We start from the raw sequence: 1,019 nt of genomic DNA on the forward strand, positions 1-1,019 counted from the left end.
CATGTTCGATACCGATGCGAGTGATGAGGCGAGGCGGCTGATCGATCAGTTGCGCGCCCAGCATCGGGCGTCGGCGATCGCGCAGGCCGAGGAAATCTTCACCCTGACCGCCTTGTATCGAGCCCATGTGGCGTGTGATCTGAGTGCCGGGATGACGCACCCGACAGCCGGGGGAGTTCGCCGCAACCCATGCCGGCACCGCTGTGCGGATGACGGAGGGTGCGGTGAACCGGCTGATCGAGATCGGCCTGGCATTGGACAACGATCTGCCCCACACCCGGGCATTGTTCGCGGTGGGTGAGATCGATCTGGCGCAGGTGCGGGTGATCATCGACGCCGTGGTCAACGTGGACCCGGAAGTAGTTGCGGTGTTGGAAAAGAAGCTGATCCGTGCGGCCGGGACGCAGAATCCGTCGCGGTTGCGGCAAACCGCCCGGCGGTGGATCGCGGCACACGACCCGGAGGGTGAGAAGAAACGGCGGGAGCGTCGTGTCGAGGATCGTGATGTGCGTACCCGCCCGACCCATGATGGGGTGGCGTTCCTCGACGGACTGTTACCGGCTGCTGGTGCGCAGGCGTTGTCGATGCGGTTACAGGAAATGGCGAACTCGGTGTGCGCCGCAGATCCCCGCACTCATGCCCAACGGCGGGCGGACGCCCTGGTCGCGTTGGCCGATGGGACCGGGTTCCTGCGCTGCACGTGTGGCCGTGAGGACTGCGGCGCACCAACGTCTACTGCGGGGACTGCGCGGAAACCGTTGATCAACGTCGGGGTCTCCCTCGATACCCTGCTGCGGGTGCGGGAGCATCCGGGTTTCCTGCATGGGTTCGGGGCGGTCGATGCGGATCTGGCACGGCTGTTGGCTGCGGACGGGCGGTGGAAGTTGATCGTCGACGCGGCCGAGTCCGAGTCCGCCGTCCCCGATTTCGGTCAAGACCCGCTGATCTACCGCCTCACCGCCGCTTTGCAGCGGTGGGTGCGTGCGCAGGACGGGACGTGCCGTTTCCCGGGGTGCACG

1 pseudogene is annotated in these 1,019 nt (G+C 66.3%); it reads left to right on the plus strand.

The features are described 5' to 3' along the window. Nucleotides 1–191 precede the first annotated feature (191 nt). Nucleotides 192–1,019: pseudogene (locus tag FOY51_RS27040) on the plus strand (DUF222 domain-containing protein); the annotation flags it as partial.

Origin of the sequence: Antrihabitans cavernicola, from assembly GCF_008297975.1 — a bacterium.
Taxonomy (GTDB): domain Bacteria; phylum Actinomycetota; class Actinomycetes; order Mycobacteriales; family Mycobacteriaceae; genus Antrihabitans; species Antrihabitans cavernicola.